Raw genomic sequence first — 18,901 nt, forward strand, 5'->3', positions numbered from 1 at the left:
GGCCACTTCCCGCCCGGCGGGAAGGCGGCGGGGCCACCCCCCTCCTCCGTCTGGCCGCTCCGTCCGGGTGCGCCGCAGAGCCGTCCCCACCCGCCCCCGCAGGAAGTTCACGCAGAGGAAGTTCCGTATGTCTGACCGTTTCAGTCCGTCCCGACCGGCCCGGCCGCGCTGGAGTTACGCCCGCGCGCAGCAGCGGCTGGCGCCGTACCTGTTCACCAGTCCCTTTTTCATCCTGTTTCTCGTGTTCAGCCTGTTCCCGCTGGGCTTCAGTCTGTTCCTGGCCTTTCACCTGTGGAATCCCCTGGACGGCCTGGGCAACTGGCGGTTCGTGGGCTGGGAGAACTTCGCGCTGGCGCTGGGCGCCCGGGACCAGTTCTGGGTGGCGCTGAAGAACACCGTGTGGATCGGGCTGCTCTCGGGCGTGCCGCAGCACCTCGTGGCGCTGCCGCTGGCGTTCGTGATTCATCAGTTCCTGCGGCGCTGGCAGACGGGCGTCAGCACCGTGCTGTTCCTGCCGTACATCACGAACGCCGTGGCGATCACCATCGTGTTCGGCATGCTGTACTCCGAGAACCTGGGCCTGCTGAACTACCTGCTGGCGCAACTGGGCCTGGGGCCGGTGCGCTGGCTGGCCGTGCCGGAACTCGTGCCGTACTCGGTCGGGGCGGTCGTGTTCTGGCGGTACGTGGGCTGGAACGTGATCCTGTACCTGTCGGGCCTGCAGGCCATCAGCGAGGACGTGTACGAGGCCGCCACCGTGGACGGCGCCAGCGCCTGGCAGAAGTTCTGGTTCATCACGCTGCCGCTGCTGCGACCCATGATGTTCTACGCGTTCACGCTGACCATCGTGGGCAACATGCAGCTGTTCGAGGAGCCGTTCATCATGGTCGGCCAGGGCGGCGGCAGCGGCGGCGCGGGCCTGACGAGCGCCATGCACATCTTCAACACCGCGTTCCGCGACCTGGACATGGGGTACGCCTCGGCCATGAGCTGGCTGCTGTTCCTGGCGATCTTCGCGCTGAGCATGGTGAACAACTACCTCTTCTCCCGTGACGGAGGCCGCGAACCATGACCAGTAAACCCCTGCGGGCCGCCGTGCCCGCCCCCAGTCCCCGCACGCCGCGCCGCGCGTGGCGCTCGCCGGGCCGGATCCTGATGGGCCTGTTCGTGGCCCTGGCGTGCTTCCTGTCGGTCGTGCCGTTCTACCTGATGTTCGTGTGGGCGACGCTGCCCAGCGATCAGATCTTCGCGGTGCCGCCGCACCTGTGGTTCGGGTCGGCCATCGCCGAGAACTTCGGGAAGATGATGGACGCCACCGATGGCTTCGCGCTGCGGCAGTTCTGGAATTCGCTGTACATCGCGCTGCTGGCCACCGCGACCACGCTGTTCTTCTGCTCGCTGGCGGGCTTCGCGTTCGCGATGTACGACTTCCGGGGCAAGCGGGCCATGTTCACGTTCATCCTGCTGACCATGCTGATTCCGCCGCTGGTCATGGACATTCCCAGCTTCCTGGTCATGAACAACGTGCTGCAGTGGATCGGCAAGCCGCGCACGCTGTGGGTGCCGGGCATGGCGAACGCCTTCGGGATCTTCCTGATGCGGCAGTACATCATGGCGGCCCTGCCGCGCACGCTGATCGAGGCGGCCCGGCTGGACGGCGCGACCGAGTTCGGGATCTTCACGCGGGTGGTGCTGCCGCTGATCCGGCCGATCCTGGCGACGCTGGGCGTCGTGACGTTCGTGGGTTCGTGGAACAACTTCAAGGGAGCGCTGATCATGAAACTCAGCGAGGACCCCACCATGACGCTGCCGCTGTCGCTGCGGCGCATCACGGGCGGCGCCACGAACGTGAACGCCGACTGGGGCGCGACCCTGATGATGGTCGTCCTGACCGTCATTCCGCTGCTGGTCATCTTCCTGTTCGCCAGCCGTCAGGTGATCTCGGGCCTGACGAGCGGGGCTGTCAAGGACTGATGCGGCCCTCCTGTCCGCTCCTGCTCGCACTGCTGACCGCCACGGCGGCGGGCGCGGCGACCGTCACGCCCGGCCCGGCCGCGCCCCGCCCGATCCGCCCGGAGAGCGTCAGCGCCTTCAACCTCGGGAACTGGATGCCGGTCGTGGAGCACCTGCCCACCCTGCGCGCCCTGAACACGGCCGGGGTGCGCTGGCCCGGCGGGAACATCGGTGACGAGCAGAACCGCACGCCAGCGGCCCTCCAGACCCTGAAGAGCAACTGGACGCTGCTGGGCCAGCCGACCCTGATGATCCAGACCCGCGTGTTCAGTCGCCCCGGCGGCAACCAGGGCGGCGCCGAGGCCAGGAACACCCCGCAGGACGCCGCCGACCTCGTGCGCCTGGCCCGCGACCTGGGCCTGAAGGTCACGTACTGGGAGATCGGGAACGAACCGGACCTGTACGCCACCAACCGCGGCGACCCCAGCTGGACGCCCGAACGGTACTGCGGCGTGGCCCGCGCCCAGCGCGCCGCGATCCTGGGTGTGGACCCGCAGGCCCGCATCGCCGGTCCCGCCGTCAGCAACCCGGGGGCGTTCCTGGACGCGGTCATTCAGACCTGCGGGGACGCCTTCGACCTGATCACCTGGCACCTGTACCCCGGTAACGGCGACGGCACGGCCGCCCAGGCGCTCGCCAGCATCGAGCGGGCCGGGAGCACCCTGGCGCGCGTGGAGGCGCTGTGGGCCGACCCGGCCAGCAATCCGCACGCGCAGGGGCGGCCGCTGGCGCAGGGCGTGACCGAGTACGCGCAGTCCTGGCGCAGCGACCGCAGCACGCACCTGTCGGACGCCGTGGGAGGCCTGTGGGCGGCCGGGGCGGCGCTGCGCCTCTCGGAGGGCGGGGCCGTGTTCAACCCGTACTTCTCGCTGATGGCGACCGGCAACCACGGCCTGATCGACGACGCGGGCTTCCCGCGCTTCGGGTACGCCGCCTTCCGCGAACTCGCGCACTACCGCGGCCTGACGCTGGACCTGCGCAGCGACGACCCGGCCGTGTGGGTGCACGGCGCGCAGCCCATCGGCGGCACGCAGCTGACCGTGTTCGCGCTGAACACCGCCGACACGCCCACGCCCCTGACCGTCCGCCTGCCCGGTTACGCCGTGATCGGCGCGAAGACCATCACGGACGCCGACGTGAACGCCGACCGCCCCCCCCGCCCGCTGGATGTGCGCGGCCCCGTGACCCTGCCGCCCCTGAGTTTCACGCGCCTCGTCCTGAAAGCCTCTCCCCTGCCTGCCCCGGAGCAACCATGACCCACCCACCCGCCCATTCAGAGTTCAGTCCCGTCACCCTGCCGCCCGAGAGCCTGACCGCCCGGCCGGACCCCCGCCGCTTCCCGCCGCGTTTCACGTGGGGCGTGGCGACCGCCGCGTACCAGGTCGAGGGCGCCGCCCGCGAGGACGGGCGCGGCCCGAGCATCTGGGACACGTTCTCTCACACGCCGGGCCGCGTGAAGGGAGGCGATACCGGCGACGTCGCCTGCGACCACTACCACCGCCTGGAAGCGGACCTGGACCTGATCGCCAGTCTGGGCGTGAACGCCTACCGCTTCAGCGTGGCGTGGCCGCGCGTGCAGCCCACCGGGCGCGGAGCGGTCAACCCGAAGGGCCTGGACTTCTACTCGCGGCTGGTCGATGGCCTGCTCGCGCGCGGCGTGACGCCGTGGCTCACGCTGTACCACTGGGACCTGCCGCAGGCCCTTCAGGATACGGGCGGCTGGGCCAGCCGTGACACCGCGCACGCCTTCGGGGAGTACGCGGGCATCGTGGCGGCCGGACTGGGCGACCGCGTGCGGCACTTCATCACCATCAACGAGCCGTGGTGCGCGGCGTTCCTGGGGTACGGGATCGGCATTCACGCGCCGGGGCACACGGACCTCGCCCGGAGTTACGCGGCGGCGCACCACCTGCTCGTCGGGCACGGGCTGGCCGTGCAGGCCGTGCGGGCGCACGCGCCGGGCGCGCAGGTGGGCATCACCCTGAACCTGTACGAGGGCTACCCGGCCACCGACACGCCCGCCGACCGCGCCGCGACCCGCCGTCAGGACGGCTTCCAGAACCGCTGGTACCTGGACCCCGTGTACGGGCGCGGCTACCCGCAGGACATCCTGGACCTGCTGGGCGACGCCAGCCCGCACGCGCAGGGGCTGGCGTTGCCGGGCGACACGGAACTGATGGGCGCCCCCACCGATTTCCTGGGCGTGAACATGTACTCCCGCGCGGTCGTCGAGGACGCGCCGGGCGACGGCTGGCTGCACTCCCGGCAGGTGCGCCCGGAAGGCAGCGAGTACACGGGCTTCGACTGGGAGGTCGCCCCGCACAGCCTGACGGACCTGCTGCTGCGCGTGCAGCGCGACTACGACCCGCCCGCCGTCTACGTCACGGAGAACGGCGCGACGTACCCGGACACCGTCGAGACGGACGGCACGGTGAACGACGAGGCCCGCACCCGCTACTTCCAGATGCACGTCGCGGCCCTGCAACCTGCCCTGGACGGCGGCGCGAAGGTCGGCGGGTACTTCGCGTGGTCCCTGATGGACAACTTCGAGTGGGCCGAGGGGTACGAGAAACGGTTCGGGATCGTGCACGTGGACTTCGGCACGCAGGCCCGCACCGTGAAAGCCTCGGGCCGCTGGTACGCGGACTTCCTGGCCCGCACGCACGCGGAAGTGAACGCATGACCGCCCAGCCCCCCACCCGCGAGACCGTCACCGTCACCAACCCCGTCCTGCCGGGCTTCCACCCGGACCCGAGCATCCTGCGCGTCGGGACCGACTACTACCTGGCGACCAGCACCTTCCAGTGGTACCCGGGCGTGGCGATCTACCACTCGCGGGACCTGGTGCACTGGCGGCTCGCGGCCCGCCCGCTGGACCGCCTGACGCAGCTGGACATGCGCGGCAACGCCGACTCCGGCGGCATCTGGGCGCCGTGCCTGAGCCACGACGGCGAGCAGTTCCACCTGATCTACACCGACGTGAAATCCTGGGGCATCAACGAGGTCTTCAAGGACAGCCACAACTACCTGACGACCGCGCCGGACATCGACGGCCCCTGGTCCGACCCGGTGTACCTGAACTCCAGCGGCTTCGACCCCAGCCTCTTCCACGATGAAGATGGAAAGAAATGGTTCCTGAACATGGTCTGGGACCACCGCCCCGGCCGTAACCCCTTCGCGGGCATCGTGCTGCAGGAGTACAGCCCCGCCCAGAAGCGACTGGTCGGCCCGCGCGAGATCATCTTCACCGGCACGGACCTGAAAGTGACGGAAGGTCCGCACGTGTACCGCAAGGACGGCTGGTACTACCTGCTGACCGCCGAGGGCGGCACCAGCTGGGAGCACGCCGTGACCCTGGCCCGCTCCCGCCGCCTGCACGGCCCGTACGAGGTCCACCCGCAGAACCCGCTGATCACCGCGCTGGACGCCCCGCACCTGCCCATCCAGAAGTCCGGGCACGCCAGCCTGACCGACACCCCGGACGGCCAGTGGATCATGGCGCACCTGTGCGGCCGGCCCCTGACCACCCACGGCGAATGCCCCCTGGGCCGCGAGACGGCCCTCCAGGCGCTGAAGTGGCCCGAGGGGGACTGGCCGACCCTCGCGCAGGGCGGCCACCACCCCGCCGAGCACCCGCCGCTGCCCGCCCTGCCTCCCCACCCCTGGCCCGACGTGCCCGCCCGCGACGACTTCAGCGGCCCGCAGTTGCGTCCGGAATGGATGACGCTGCGCGCCCCACCCGGGGTTCTCGGCGTGTCCCTGGCAGAGGGGGGCGGCCTGCGCCTGCGCGGCGCGGAGTCTCTGATGAGCCGCCACCGCGTGTCCCTGGTCGGCCGCCGCCTGCAGAGCCTGCACGCCCGCCTGCGCACCAGCCTGGACTTCGCCCCCGAGGACTTCCAGCAGATGGCAGGCCTGAGCGCCTACTACGACTCCCGCAACTGGGTGTACCTGCGCGTCAGCCACGACGAGGCGGCCGGGCGTTCCCTGAACATCACGAGCTGCGAGAACGGCCTGTACCGCGAACACCTCCCGCAGGACGTGAGCACCGGCGACGGCCCCATCCACCTCGAAGTGCAGTACGACGGCCCCACCTTCCGCTTCCGCCACAGCACGGACGGCGAGACGTGGCAGGCCATCGGCGAACCGTTCAGCGCCGGCCTGCTCAGCGACGAACACTGCGGCGGCCTCAGCTTCACCGGCACCTTCCTCGCCCTCACCTGCCAGGACCTGAGCGGGCGCGGCCAGACCGCCACCTTCCACTGGGCCGAATACATCGAACACTGATAGGCACTCCCCGCTCTGATGACCGCCCGGCAGGCGTGACTTCTGCCGGGCCGTTGTCGTGGCGGGGCGTGGCAGCTCGCGGCGGGGCGTGGCGGCTCGTGGCGGGGCGTGGCGGCTCGTGGCGGCGCCGTCCCGTGTCCGGGGCACACGACAAGAACACTGAGAGATTTCTCATCTTTCGGATGGGTGTTCATGCAGTTATTCACAAAGAAGAGGGGGCGAACTTGTATGAATCGGGCATTTTCCTCAAATGAGGCAACACGCTCGCGTTTTGCAGTCCATACTCCGCTTCATGTGGGCACACACTTCTAATTCCGTTCGTCTCGCCGGGAGGCTCCCGTGAAAGCGCTGCGCGTCGCCGCGCTGTCGGCGGCCCTGCTGGTCAGCGCGTCCGCCCAGGAAACCGGGAAGGCGGAACTGGACCGCAGCAGCGTCACGCCCGGAGCCGAACGTCTGTTGCAACAGGTTCAGGAGGCCGTCACCACGGCAGGCGGCGACCTGGACCGCTCGCAGGTGAACTGGGTCATTGCCTTCAGCACCGGGCATTACAAGGCCGATCCCCTGGGCGCGCAGGCGGCCCGTGAACTGGCCACGCAGTTCGTGCAGAAGGTGGCCGTGCAGGGCGATCAGGTCACGGCGCGCGCCTGGGAGATGGACACCTGGGAGTACCGCAACCCGGCGGGCCTGACGCAGGTCATCGGGAACGACGCACAGGCCGACCTGGAACGCACGGCCAACCTGTGGCCGACCACACCCGCCGTGGGCAGCGTGGGCGGGCACGACACGGAGCGCGCCGCCGTGACCCTGACCCGCGAGTTCAGCGACGCGCCCGGCACGGTCCTGATCCTGCTGACGAACACGGCGGCCAGCGTGGGCGCGGCCGGAATCCGCGTGATGGGCACCAACGCCCCCGAATACCAGGAACTGCTGGGCAACTGGACCCGCGTGAGCGGCACGCAGGACGGCGCGACCCTGAACCTCCCGTACGTGGTCAGCACCCCGTCCCGGCAGATTCAGGGGCAGATGCAGGCCGTGGTGTTCGTTCCCAGGACATTCACCTCGGCGCCCCTGGCAGGCGGCACGCGCACCGAGCAGCGCACGAACGCGCCCAAGCAGACCGGGACGGATGGCGGAAAGGGCGGCCCCAACCCGGCGGGCCTGCTGGTCGCGCTGCTGGTTCTGGGTGGCGCCGGGTTCGCCGTATGGAAACTGATCGGTGGGGGCGGCGCGGGGGGCGGGCGCGGCTCGGTACGCGTGGGCGATTCCAGCTTCAGTGTGCGCGACATGCCCGCCGGGCGGCCCTTCTGCGTGATCGCCGGGGCCGGGTACGCCGCCGAGGACGACATGCCGGTCGTGCCGGTCGCGGGCCTGCCGCCCGTGCCCGTCGCGCAGATCACGCGGATCGGTAAGGACTACCGCGTGCGCGGCGTGCACGACGACATCCGCCTGAGCAGCGTGGGCGGGCGGGTCGTGGCGGGAGACAGCGCCACCGTCACGCTGCGCCCGGAAACGCCGGACGCACCACTGGAATTCACGGGCGAGGTCCGAGGTCCCGGCGGCGTTCCCAAGGAAATCACTCGCAGCGTCGTGATGTCGCTGGATGGAGAAAACTGATGAACCTAGCAACCTTCTTCGGGCCGGTCGTGCCGCTCTTCACGCAGGTGAACTTCTGGATCACGGTCGCCGTGACGATGCTGCTGTGGTACGGCGTGGCCGTGGGACTGGCCCACATTCTGTTCGGCGCGGGGGGCCGCACGCCGGTCGCCTCGGCCCGTCAGGGGATGAGCCTGTCGCTGATCCTGCTGGCCGTGGGCCTGGGCTGCGCCGCGTACTTCCTGTTCAAACCGGCGGACCTGATGTACATGGTCGCCGTCAGCGTGACGTTCCTGCTGCTCACGCTGCTCGTCTCGGCCGTCTTTACCCGCATGGGAGTGGAACGCTAAATGGCAAACAGCATGAGAGTTTTCAAGACCCTGGTCATCGGACTGGGCAGCACCGGCACGGAAATCCTCGAAGCCCTGGCCGACCGCATCGACTGGGAGGTCGGCGGTCTGGGCCGCGCCCCCTGGGTGGAATTCCTGGCCGTCGAGACCGATGTGGCCAAACCCAACCGCTTCAACGGGACCGACGACTTCAAGACGCTGGGCGTTCCGGCCACCTCCTGGCGGGACATGATCGAGCGTCCGGAACTGTACGACAGCAGCATCGCCCTGCGGACCTGGGCGGACCTGGAGACCCTCAAGCAGCTGCCGGCGCAGAGCATCGACTCCGGCGCGGGACACATCCGCATGGTGGGCCGACTGGCGCTGCTGTACCCGCCGAACTACAACGAGATGAAAAACGCCATCTCGCAGCGGGTCGCGCGCCTGCGCAGCCTGACCGAGGCGCAGGCGAAATCCGCGCTGAACGCCAACAATGCCGGGCTGGAATCGAACGTGCAGTTCGCCGTGAACGCCGCGAGCGGCCAGACGGGTGTGCGCGTGATCGTGGTCGGCACCCTGTGCGGCGGCACGTGCAGCGGCACCGCCAGCGACATGGGCATCCTGCTGCGCACCATCCTCGACGACGAGGAAAAGACGCTGGGCATGTTCACGCTGCCGCACCCGGACCTGGGCATCGCGCAGAAACCCGACGCGGAAATCTGGAAGACCAACGCGTACCACGCGCTGGCCGAACTGAACCAGTACCACCTGCACACCGATACCGAGCGCTACAGGAGCATCAAGTTCCCGGACAAGCCCGAGGGAACCCAGGTGCTGCCGAACGACGCCATGCCGTACGACCTGGTGTACCTGCTGCGCCCCAGCAGCACGGAAGGTAACGACCTGGCCCGCCTGTCGAACGCCATCGCGGACCGCATGTTCCTGAACGTGTTCGTGCCGGAAACCGACCCGATGGCGTACATGGTGAACGCCGGGCCGGTCACGGTGCAGCAGGGCCGCGCCTTCGCGTTCTCGACGTTCGGCCTGTCGACCATCGAGTACCCGATGCGCCGCATCCTGGAGGCCCTGAAGTACCGCACGCTGGTGCACGCCGTGGACCGCTGGAAGGACCGTAAGTACGAGGGGAACGTCAGTGACGACCTCGACGCGCTGGGCCTGACCATCCCGGCGCTGACCGAGACGCTGCTGCTGGACGGATCCGGCGCCAGCATCCGCGCCAGCCTGGACGCCAAGAAGAACGAGATCATGCGCGCCGTGCGCACCGGCAAGCCCGAAGCGGCCCGCCGCGCCCTGGACGAACTGCGAGCCGCCTTCGGGAAGGAACGCGGCGACGGGCTGCGCGGACTGGTTCATGAGACCGTGACCGACAACCGACGCCGCGCGGCCGACAGCATCATGGGGAACGTGCGCGGCATGGTCGGTTCGCGCCTGCTGGACTACGACAGCGGCCCGAACGTGCTGCTGGAAATCATGCAGGCCGCGCAGCCCCGCGTGGGCGAACTGCGCGGCTGGGAGCCCGGCGAGGGCAAGACCGGCGCCGCCAACGGCGTCCTCGACCAGCTGGACGCGATCCGCACGAACACCCTGCTGGGCATGTTCTTCCTGAAGGGCAAGGCCAGCAAGCAGCTGCTGCCCGCCCTGAGCCGCGCGCTGGACGACGAACTGAAATCCCGCGTGAACCAGAAGATCCGCGAGGCCCTGCAGGACCGTGGCAGCGGCCAGAAAGCCGAGCCCGGCGCCCTGACCCTGATCGACGAGGAGACGCAGAAGATCGCCCGCCGCCTGATGAGCCTGCGTAAGCGCCTGACCAACCAGGCGGACCGCTGGCGTGAGGCGCGCGCGAAACTGGAGAACGACACGCCCAACGTGAACGGCCTGTCGCTGTTCGAGCCGTCCCCGCACGGCACCGTCGACAAGGAAGAGGAACTCGCGACCGACGAGCGCGGCAAGGAAACGCACGCCTCGCGCCTGATCCAGTCGTGGCAGGCCCTGACGCGCGGCGTCATGCCCGGCGTGAACGACCCGGACTGGCTGCTGGGACCCTGGGCCATCGGGCAGGACAACTTCGAGCGGGCGCAGCTGAACGCGCTCGAGCAGATGGCGCTCGAACCCTTCGAGGCGTCGCTGCGCAGCGGCGGTAAGGACGTCGTGAAACGCCTGTACGATCAGCGCAGCCCCAGCTTCGACCCGAACAGTCAGGCCATGCACGCCGCCACGCAGGCGCAACTGTTCCTGCAGCTGAACCAGCCGCTCGGACAGGTGGACCCCATGAGCCCGCTGCCCCGGCGCAAGCTGCTGGTCGGGATGAACATGACCGACGAGTTCCGCCGTTCCGTGCAGCCCTGGGTGAACAAGGCGCCGGCCGCCAAGGAAGTCACGGGAGTCGACCCGTACCGCGTGGTCATGCTCGAGGAGTGGTACCGCTTCGCGCTGCGCGGCGCGGACGACGTGCGCACCCTGTCCTTCAGCCAGCCCAAGCGCTTCAGCAACTACTTCACCCGCAAGCGCAGCGACATCGACTGGACGCCCATCAACGACCGCGAGATCAGCCAGCTCGAGGACGCCGAGCAACTGGTCTTCCTGTCGGCGCTGCACGGCGTGACCCGCCTGGAAGCCGGGCACCTCGTCATGGACTGGCCCATGCAGCCCGGCGAGGCCGACGAACCCGAACGCCGGGTGCGCCGCCTGCCCGGCAAGTTCGGGAAGGCCGCCCGCAAGCTCGCGTTCGAGTCGAAGGACAGCTCCAGGCCGCCCCTGAGTCTCACGAACGCTTCCTCACTGATGCACAGCGAGATCACGGCCCGCATGAAGCACATCGTCGGTACGGCCGACTCGCAGGCCGAGGGCCGCAAGGCCTACGTGAAATGGCTGCACCAGCAGCTCAAGCAGGGGCAGGCACGCGCAGTCGAGGACTGGAACGACGCAACGGCCCGCGCCGCGCTGATGCGGCACCTGACCGCCGACGACGGCCTGCGGCAGGCACTGCTGGAAACCTTCCCGCCCGACACCAACATGATCAACGGTCTGTACATGAACAAGGGCGAATCGCTGCCACGCGGCCTGAGTGCACCGGAAGACGGGTTCTACTGTCAGGTGTGTGGCGGTCCCGTCGGCGCCACGCGCGAGGAAGTCATCCAGAACGGTCTGCTGTGCAGTTACCACCCGGAAGGCGAGAACCACCCCTTCGGCCGGCCGTACAGCCCGCTGGGAGTCTGAGCCGTGGAACTGATCGACGTTCTGTTCAAGTTACGCCCGGAAGGATGGTTCACCCTGGTGGTGTTCATGCTGCCCATGCTGGCGTATTTCGCCCGTGCACTGAACCGCGCCGCCAGCACCCGCCGGGCCGAACTGATCCGCCTGAACCTGGTGCGGCAGAAGATCAGCGTGGCGCTGGACAACGAGGACCCACCCGAATCCGACGAGGTCGCCGAGGACGCCCTGGCCGCCGTGAAGGACTTCCCGGCGGGCAGCGCGGTGCGGCAGGCGGTCGTGGCCGTGACCCGCGCGCGCGGACTGGCCACACCGGACGTGCAGGCCGCGTCTGCGGCGGTCGTGACGGTCAGTCAGGCGGACCTCGCCGCCGCCCGCAACATTCCCAACCTGCTGATGCTGGCCGGACTGCTGGGCACGGTGTTCGGGCTGGCCGGATCGATCAGCAGCCTGAGCGGCCCGATCCGCAACGCCGCGCGGGCCACCGAGCCGGGTGAACTGGCGAACGCGCTGGGGAACACCATGAGTGTCATGCAGGGCGCGTTCGGCGCGAGCCTGTGGGGCATCCTGCTGAGCCTGGGGACCGGGATCGTGTACACCCTGGCGTCCCGCACGCAGGAAGCCTTCCAGGATCAACTGACCGGGTTCGTGCACGCCGAACTGGTCCCCGCGACCTTCCCCAGGGCGATCACCTCCCAGATGGAACGCATGGGCCGTTACCTGCGCGACGCCGGGAACAGCTTCCAGGACATCCACAAACGCCTTCAGGAGGTGGCCGGGCAACTGGAAACCGTGCTGGAGCAGGCCGGCGACACGCTGGGCCAGAGCCTGACGCAACTGGCCGCCACCAGCACGCAGATCGAGACGGTGTTCGGCAGCATGGACGACTCCGTGCGTCAACTCACGGCCGGACTGAACCAGGGTGTCAGTGACCTGGTGCAGGCGCAGGAAGGCGCGGCCACGTCGCTGCGCAGCAGCAGCCACGAGATCACGGGGCAGCTCAGCGCCCAGGCGACCAGCATCACGCGCCTTCAGGAGACCGTCACCACCGAGACCACCCGTCTGCTCGAACGGGTCAGTACCGTCGGGGACGCCCTGAGCCGCGCCAGCGGGAAGTTCGAGAAGGCCGGAGAGGTCTTCCAGACCGAGCAGAGCAACTACGCCGCCCGCCTGGACAGCAACTTCGAGCAGTTGACGCGCACGCTGGGCCGCGCGCCCGTCAGCGGAGACTGACCGTGACCTCCCGATTACAGGCCGACACCAACCCCTACATCGCCTTCAGTGACCTGACCCTGAACCTGGTGTTCGTGCTGATCTTCTTCCTGGGCGGCATCCTGGCCGTCGGGCAGGCCGGGTGGGAACAGGTGCGGTACCGCAACGCCCAGGAGAAGGTCGTGCAGGCCGTCCGGGCCGCGCCGCTGGACGTGCGCCCGCTGCTGCTGTCGCCCGCGCAGCGCAACGACCCGCCGGGCGCGCAGCGCTGGGTGTTCCGCTCGCAGGGCATGTTCCAGGGCAACACCGCGAAACTCAGCCCGGCCGGGCAGGCGGCGCTGGTGGCGTTCGCGCGCGTGCTGCGGGCCGAGCAGGTCAACTGGAAACGCGTGCGCATCGAGGGCCACACCCAGACGTCCAAACCCAGCACGCCGGAACGCTGGGACCTGTCGGCCGCGCGGGCCAGCGCCGTCGCCGAGGCCTTCTACCTGCGCGGCGGCATCAGTCCCAACCGGCTGGCCATTGCCGCGCGCGGCGGGCAGACCTCCTACGCCGGCGTGAAATTCGACCCCCGCAACGAACGCGTCGAGATTGTCGTCGAGTACGCCCAGAAGAGCGCTCCCTGAGCATGGCGACCCCGACCCTTCTGGAGGAGGCGGCGCTGCCGACGACCAGCCCACAGCGGCTGAGTCTGCTGGCCACTGACAGCGACCCACGGGTGTGCGCCCAGGCCCGCCTTCACCCGCAGTGCCCGCCCGAAATTCTCAGTCTGCTGGAGTTCGCGGAGAGCAGCCCGGACCGGCTGGCCACCGGGCAACTCGACCTGCTGGCCACCCTGGGGCCAGCCGCGCAGGCACTGGCCGCCCGACACCCACAGACGTCAGATGAGACGCTGGTTGCACTGGCCCTGCGGGGCCTGACGCCCGTCATTCTGAAAACGCAGGTCAACCGCACCGAGCAGTGGTTCATACAGCGGGCCGCGCAGGACTTCACGCTGGCGCAGTACCTCGCGCAGCACCGTTCGGTCCCGTGGAACCTGCGGCGATCGGCACGCCGCACCTACCGCGTCGCTGCAGCCACGCCCCTGAAGACCGCCGCTCCGGCCGCCGGTGTCACTCCTGCCGCCGTGGCCGGGGCGCCCGTCACGGCGGACTCGGTGCGCGAGAAGCTCCGGCGGCGCCGGGAGCCCATCGAGTTGACGCTGGAGGAATCCCTGCTGATCGAGAACGACGTGCGGTTGCAGCGGCTCGCGGCGCGGCATCCACTGCTTCCGGTCGAGTTGCTGGCATGGCTGGACAGACGCCACCCGTACGGTCAGGCCCGCGAGACGCTGCTGATCCGGCTGGCCGGGCACGCCCTGCCGGCGAAGACGCTGTTGCAGTTCTCGCGTGAGGGGGACTGGGAGGAGCGGGCGGCCGTGGCGCGCAACCCGGCGTTGCCCGGTCCCGGACGCGAGCGGCTTCGCCGTGACACGGACTGGTGGGTGCGGGCCGCCGTGGCGGAGAACCCGCACGCGACACCGCAGGATCTGCTGTGGCTGGCGCAGGACGCGGAGCACGTCACGATCCGTGAGGGCGTGGCGGCCCACCCGAACACGCCCGGTGAGCTCCTGACCCGGCTGTCCAGGGACGGTGAACGCGCCGTGCGTCTGCAGGTGGCGCGTAATCCCAGCGCGCCCCCGGAAGCACTGGACCACCTGGCGGGCGACGAGGGCTTCATGATCCGTGAGGCGGTGGCCGCGCACGCCCTGTGCCCGCCGGACATCCTGACCCGCCTGGCGGCCGATCCGAACGAGCGGGTGCGGTTCGTGGCGCGCCTGCGCAGCGGCCCGATCAGCGAGAGCGCGGCGACGGAGGCGCTGGCCACCCGGCGGCGGCAGGTGAAACTGGCGCTGAGTGCCGCTCCCGGCACGCCCCGCCCCGCTGTGGAACAACTGGCGCGTGACCGTAACCCGCTGGTGCGGGCGCAGGTTGCGCTGCACCCGCAGTTACCGGACGGCACGCGGCGGCACCTGACCAGTGACCCGGTCGCGGCGGTCAGCCTGATCGCGCGGGCCCTGGATGACGAGACGCCGCCGGATCAACTGGCGTTCCTGCCCCGCCACGACGCGCGGGTGCGTCAGGCGCTCAGTCGCAACCGCAGCGCGCCGGAACCCGTGCTGGACGACCTGAGCGAGGATCCGCTGATGGACGTGCGGTTGAACGTGGTGCTGAACCCGGCGGCGCCCGGCACGGCCCTGAAACGCCGACTGGTGGATCAGCCGCTGCGGCCGGACATTCGCCGTCACCCGCGGTACCAGGGTGAGGTGCAAGATCACCTGCATGAGCTGGAGTACGCCGAGGCCACCCATCCGGACGCCACGCCGGACGCGCTGCGCCTGCTCGCCCAGAGTGACGCGGGGAAGGTGCGGCGCCGGGTGGCGCGCCACGCGAACACGGCCGACGATACGCTGCTGCTGCTCGCCGAGGACAGTGACACCGAGGTCCGCCACGCACTCCTGAAGCGCCCGCAGGAACTGCCGTACGCCCTGCAACGCCGACTGGCGGATGACGCCCTGACGGACATCCGCTCGCGGTTGATTCTGCGTCCGGAACTGACGGCGCCCGTCTTGCTGCACCTGGCGTCCCGCGCCGACGAGGACGAGGGGCAACTGGTCGCGCTGGCCCGTCATCCCGGCGTGACCCCCGAGGTCCTGACGGCCCTGGCCCGCCACACGCAGAGCGGAGCGCGCCGCGCCGCCGCCGAGCATCCCCTGACGCCCACGCTCCTGCTGGTGCAACTCGTGAACGACCCGCAGGATCACGTGCAGCGCGGCGTGCTGCGCAATCCCGCGTGCCCGCCGGAAGCGCTGCTGGCCCTGATCCGTCATCCGCGACTGCACCTTTCCATCGCGCAGCATCCGCTGGCCGACGGGAAGGTGCTCGAAGCGCTCGTCTACGACGCGGCGTACGACCGCTACATTCGCACGGAGCGCTGGTTGAAGAGCACGCCCCTGTGGAAGACCGCGCCAGTGGAACGCTGGCGGGGCTGGGTGACCAGCCGGGCCTCACAGCGGGCGTTCGCGCAGATGAACGTGTTCATGGCGGTCGTCGGGCATGAACACGTGACGCTCCGCGCGCTGCGCTTCGTCAGTCGACTGAAGAACCCGGACATCAACGCGGCCGTTCACAGGCGCCGCCAGCTTCTGGCAGGCGCGCCTTCCAGCGAGGTTTCATCATGATCAATCCACTCACGGCCGGGGACCGCGTGGCCGGGCAGTACACGGTGAAGTTCCTGCTGCGCGAGGCTCCGCACGAACACCTGTACCGCGCCGAGACCGACTGGGGCGAGTCGGTGCTGCTGACCGTGTTCGGGCCGCCGCACGCGGACTCCCCGACGGGCGCGCGGGTCCGGCAGGCATTCATGCGGCACGCGCGCCTGATGGCGCAGGTGCAGCACCCGGCCGCGCCGCGCGTGATGGACCTGCACGACACGCCCGAGCAGCAGGTGGTGGTGTTTCAGGACCGCCTGCACCGCACCCTGCGGTCCCTGACGCAGGCGCGGCCCCTTCAGCCGGGCACGGCACACGAACTGGCCATCACGTTGTTTCAGGCGCTGGCGGCCGCTCATACGCAGGCGCTGCTGCACGCCCGCCTGTCGCCGGACAGCGTGTGGTTCGACGCGCAGGGACAGGTGCTGCTGGCGGATTTCGCGCTGGCGGCCCGCGCCCTTCAGGACCTGCGGCAGGGCGCGCCGCCCGACCCGCGGTACGCCGCGCCGGAACTGGTCGCCGGGGGCGCGTTCAGTCCGCAGTCGGACGTGTACGCCCTGGCCGCCACGCTGCACGAGGCCCTGAGTGGCCTGTCGTGCCCTCCGGCGTCCGCGCGGCTGCAGGGCGTGCCGCTGCCGCCCCTCCCGGCTGGCACGCCGGCCGCGCTGCGTTCTGCCCTGACCGATGCGTTGCACCTCGACGCCGCGCAGCGCTGCGTGAGCGCCAGCGAGGTGCTGGAGGTCCTGGGCCGCTCCGCACCTGCCGAGCCGGAACCCGTGCCGGCCGCGCCTCCGACACCTGCCGCGCCGCCCACACCGGCCGTTCCCCCTGACAGGGAGGTCACCGCGCAGGTCAGGCACGCCGCTGCTCCCAGGACTGCCCGGCCAGTCCCGGCCCGCCGGAACCGCGCGCCGCTGATCGCCGCCGTGATCGCCGGGGCGCTGCTGCTGGGCGCGGCCCTGCGGCTCGCCTTCCCCGCTGGCCCGGCCGTCGCGGCAGGTGCGCCCAGCATGACTCCGGGCGCAGTGGGGGTCAGCGCAGCCACGCCCGCCGAAACCGGGACGGTTCCGGTCAACCCGGCCGGAACACCCGCCGGGGACGAAGCGGGCACGGAATCCAGCGCGACCACGCCCGTTCCGGACCGGAACGTGAGCGTGGTGAACACGACCGTTCTGAACGTGCGGGCCTCGGCGGGCAGTGACGGCGAGGTCGTCTCGACCCTGGCGCGCGGCGATTCCGTCGTGGTTCTCGGGGAGCAGGGCGATTGGCTGCGCGTCACGGGCGTGCCGGGCGGGCAGACGGGCTGGGTGAAGGCCTCCCTGACCCTGCCGCTGCGCAGCGACGAGGAAACCCGCGCGCTGGTGGCCGCCCTGGAATCCGGCGAGGACGTCGTCCTGCCCGGCGGCGCGTACCGGCTGGAGCGTCCCGTCACGATTACCAGTCCGCTGACACTGAGCGGCGCGGGCATGAAAGACACCGTGCTGTTCAGCGCCGCCGCCGAGGACACCCTGATTCTCTCGCAGGCCAGCGTGACGCTCCGCGACCTGAGTGTCGCGCACGTCGGCACCCTGCCTGCCCGCAGTGTCCGGCAGGACGGCGGGCAACTGACCCTGGAACGGGTGCTGATCGCAGGGGCCGTCCGGGACGACGATCTCAGCGAGTACGGCAGTGGCCTGTGGGTGCAGGAGCAGGGTCAGGCCACCGTGAACGCCTCGACCTTCACCGGCAACACCTTCGGTGTGTACGTCAGTGACAGCAGCCGCGCCGACGTGACCACCAGCACCTTCAGCGGCAACCGCGACGGGGGCCTGCTGTTCCGTCAGGCCAGTGAAGGCACCGTCACGCGCAACACCATCGAGGCGACCGGCGCGCACGGCATTCACGTGGCCGGGCAGGCCACGCCCACCGTCACCTTCAACCGCATCCGCGGTAACCGGGGGCGGGGCGTGACCATCTACGAGCAGGCGGCGCCCACCCTGAGCGGCAACACCATCGAGGACAACACCCTTCAGGGTGTGGGCGTGCAGGGCAGCGCCGCGCCCACCCTGGAGCAGAACATCATTCAGGGCAACCGGCAGAGCGGCGTCACGTACTTCGACAACGCGGGCGGCGTCGCCAGTGGCAACACGGTGCAGGGCAACCGGACCGCCGGGTTCCGCATGATGGACTACTCGCGGCCCACCCTGGACAGCAACACCATCGACCGTAACCGCGAGAACGGACTGGCGTACAGCGAGTACGCCGCCGGTCAGGCCCGCAACAACACCATCACCGGCAGCGGCAACCCCGGCATTGCCGCCTGGGGCGACGCCGAACCTGAACTGACCGCCAATACCATCACGGGCGGCAAGCAGAGCGGCGTGGTCCTGGCCGAACGCAGCGCCGGGACGCTCAGCGGCAACCAGATCAACGGCAACGCCCTGTACGGTCTGATCGTCACCGGGAACGCGGCGCCCGACGTGACTGAAAACACCCTGACCGGCAACGGCAGCGGCGGCATCTACTACAAGCAGAACGCCTCGGGCAGCGGTTACGGCAACACCTGTTACGCCAACAGCGGACCGGACCTCAGCGCCGACCTGACACCCGACAGTGCCGGCCCGAACTTCATTCAGGACAACTGCACCCTGTACTGATACGGACCCCGATTGAGTGGGCTGCAAAGACCATTCAATCCGAGCGAGGCGAGTGGGAGAAAAACGGGTTCCGGGCGTGGGGTAGTTGGCTGGAACTAGACTCTGTTGGCGAATTCCCGGGTGGGGGTAACAATGCGCTATGAGCCTGCATGCAGCCCCTCCGGCCGAGATCCCGACGCGGACAGCCGAGCTCGTCCGCATCCTCCTCCCCAAAGGCAACACCATTACACAACTGCGAGACTGCTTTGGCGCCGTTTACTCCGACGATCAGTTTCGGTCCCTCTACCCGACTCGGGGTCAACCAGCCTACGCGCCCTGGCGGTTGGCCCTGGTCACGATTTTCCAGTTTCTCG

Annotated in this window: 12 protein-coding genes and 1 pseudogene; all 13 read left to right on the forward strand. The window is 69.7% G+C overall.

Annotated elements, in window-relative coordinates:
* Window positions 1-127 precede the first annotated feature (127 nt).
* The gene (locus IEY70_RS18445; protein ID WP_189066491.1) at window positions 128-1,072 is read left to right on the forward strand and encodes a carbohydrate ABC transporter permease; all 945 of its coding nucleotides are present in this window, start codon (window positions 128-130) and stop codon (window positions 1,070-1,072) included.
* Entirely contained in the window at window positions 1,069-1,974 is a 906-nt protein-coding gene (locus IEY70_RS18450; protein WP_189066492.1) for a carbohydrate ABC transporter permease, read from the forward strand. Before IEY70_RS18445 ends, IEY70_RS18450 begins: the two co-directional genes overlap by 4 nt.
* Window positions 1,974-3,269, forward strand: coding sequence for a hypothetical protein (locus tag IEY70_RS18455; protein WP_189066493.1), 1,296 nt, complete (start codon window positions 1,974-1,976; stop codon window positions 3,267-3,269). Before IEY70_RS18450 ends, IEY70_RS18455 begins: the two co-directional genes overlap by 1 nt.
* Window positions 3,266-4,696, forward strand: coding sequence for a GH1 family beta-glucosidase (locus IEY70_RS18460; protein WP_189066494.1), 1,431 nt, complete (start codon window positions 3,266-3,268; stop codon window positions 4,694-4,696). Before IEY70_RS18455 ends, IEY70_RS18460 begins: the two co-directional genes overlap by 4 nt.
* Window positions 4,693-6,297 carry a glycoside hydrolase family 43 protein gene (locus tag IEY70_RS18465; protein ID WP_189066495.1) on the forward strand — a complete coding sequence of 535 codons (1,605 nt, stop codon included), beginning with the start codon at window positions 4,693-4,695 and terminating at the stop codon, window positions 6,295-6,297. The genes IEY70_RS18460 and IEY70_RS18465 overlap by 4 nt, the downstream gene beginning before the upstream one ends.
* 339 nt (window positions 6,298-6,636) lie before the next feature.
* The gene (locus IEY70_RS18470; protein WP_229778071.1) at window positions 6,637-7,911 is read left to right on the forward strand and encodes a hypothetical protein; all 1,275 of its coding nucleotides are present in this window, start codon (window positions 6,637-6,639) and stop codon (window positions 7,909-7,911) included.
* Entirely contained in the window at window positions 7,911-8,240 is a 330-nt protein-coding gene (locus IEY70_RS18475; RefSeq protein ID WP_189066496.1) for a hypothetical protein, read from the forward strand. The genes IEY70_RS18470 and IEY70_RS18475 overlap by 1 nt, the downstream gene beginning before the upstream one ends.
* Window positions 8,241-11,456, forward strand: a complete 3,216-nt coding sequence (locus IEY70_RS18480; protein WP_189066497.1) for a tubulin-like doman-containing protein — start codon at window positions 8,241-8,243, stop codon at window positions 11,454-11,456.
* Window positions 11,457-11,459: 3 nt separating this feature from the next.
* The gene (locus IEY70_RS18485; RefSeq protein ID WP_189066498.1) at window positions 11,460-12,683 is read left to right on the forward strand and encodes a hypothetical protein; all 1,224 of its coding nucleotides are present in this window, start codon (window positions 11,460-11,462) and stop codon (window positions 12,681-12,683) included.
* Window positions 12,684-12,685: 2 nt separating this feature from the next.
* The gene (locus tag IEY70_RS18490; RefSeq protein WP_189066499.1) at window positions 12,686-13,288 is read left to right on the forward strand and encodes an OmpA family protein; all 603 of its coding nucleotides are present in this window, start codon (window positions 12,686-12,688) and stop codon (window positions 13,286-13,288) included.
* Between the two features lie 2 nt (window positions 13,289-13,290).
* Complete coding sequence (locus IEY70_RS18495; protein WP_189066500.1) at window positions 13,291-15,882, forward strand: hypothetical protein; 2,592 nt, start codon at window positions 13,291-13,293, stop codon at window positions 15,880-15,882.
* The gene (locus IEY70_RS18500) at window positions 15,879-18,548 is read left to right on the forward strand and encodes a right-handed parallel beta-helix repeat-containing protein (RefSeq protein ID WP_189066501.1); all 2,670 of its coding nucleotides are present in this window, start codon (window positions 15,879-15,881) and stop codon (window positions 18,546-18,548) included. The genes IEY70_RS18495 and IEY70_RS18500 overlap by 4 nt, the downstream gene beginning before the upstream one ends.
* A gap of 139 nt (window positions 18,549-18,687) precedes the next feature.
* A pseudogene (locus IEY70_RS21135) lies at window positions 18,688-18,901 on the forward strand (IS5/IS1182 family transposase); the annotation flags it as partial.

Source organism: Deinococcus seoulensis, assembly GCF_014648115.1.
Taxonomy (GTDB): domain Bacteria; phylum Deinococcota; class Deinococci; order Deinococcales; family Deinococcaceae; genus Deinococcus; species Deinococcus seoulensis.

Excerpts from the sequence above, each read along its gene's own strand:
- IEY70_RS18445 (WP_189066491.1), top strand. The coding sequence starts at position 128 with ATGTCTGACCGTTTCAGTCCGTCCCGACCGGCCCGGCCGCGCTGGAGT.
- IEY70_RS18450 (WP_189066492.1), top strand. The coding sequence starts at position 1,069 with ATGACCAGTAAACCCCTGCGGGCCGCCGTGCCCGCCCCCAGTCCCCGC.
- IEY70_RS18455 (WP_189066493.1), top strand. The coding sequence starts at position 1,974 with ATGCGGCCCTCCTGTCCGCTCCTGCTCGCACTGCTGACCGCCACGGCG.
- IEY70_RS18460 (WP_189066494.1), top strand. The coding sequence starts at position 3,266 with ATGACCCACCCACCCGCCCATTCAGAGTTCAGTCCCGTCACCCTGCCG.
- IEY70_RS18465 (WP_189066495.1), top strand. The coding sequence starts at position 4,693 with ATGACCGCCCAGCCCCCCACCCGCGAGACCGTCACCGTCACCAACCCC.
- IEY70_RS18475 (WP_189066496.1), top strand. The coding sequence starts at position 7,911 with ATGAACCTAGCAACCTTCTTCGGGCCGGTCGTGCCGCTCTTCACGCAG.
- IEY70_RS18480 (WP_189066497.1), top strand. The coding sequence starts at position 8,241 with ATGGCAAACAGCATGAGAGTTTTCAAGACCCTGGTCATCGGACTGGGC.
- IEY70_RS18495 (WP_189066500.1), top strand. The coding sequence starts at position 13,291 with ATGGCGACCCCGACCCTTCTGGAGGAGGCGGCGCTGCCGACGACCAGC.
- IEY70_RS18500 (WP_189066501.1), top strand. The coding sequence starts at position 15,879 with ATGATCAATCCACTCACGGCCGGGGACCGCGTGGCCGGGCAGTACACG.